Source organism: Marinobacter iranensis (assembly GCF_029207565.1).
Classification (GTDB): Bacteria; Pseudomonadota; Gammaproteobacteria; order Pseudomonadales; family Oleiphilaceae; genus Marinobacter; species Marinobacter iranensis.
The window spans coordinates 1-275 of sequence record NZ_JANCMW010000131.1 but is presented as its reverse complement, the minus strand read 5'-3'; the positions used below and the strand labels follow the sequence as shown (position 1 = coordinate 275).

General features: G+C 65.5%; 1 protein-coding gene. It reads right to left on the bottom strand.

Going from position 1 to position 275, the window contains the following annotated elements; translation table 11 throughout:
* The coding region (locus NLU14_RS21740) for a MurR/RpiR family transcriptional regulator (protein ID WP_420845092.1) at positions 1 to 275 on the bottom strand (275 nt) is incomplete at both ends.

Below are 275 nucleotides of genomic sequence, written 5' to 3'. Positions count from 1 at the left end.
GGTGCGGTCGTAAGTGGTCAGCGGCGTGATGCCCGCGGCCTTTCCCATCGCCTCGTCCACTGAGGCGAGATAGGCGAGGATAGGGTTGTCTTCCGAGCCGGATGGACGCTTGGCTTCCATCATCAGCAGCGGCGAATGCAATCTCGCTTCGACTTCCGCCAGGAGCTTTGCCTGGAAGTCGGGATAGCCCTCGTAGCCGAGCTTGACCGCCAGCCGCACCACGGTCGGATCACTCACGCCGGCGCGGCGGGCGAGGCTGGAAGCGCTGCCGAGAC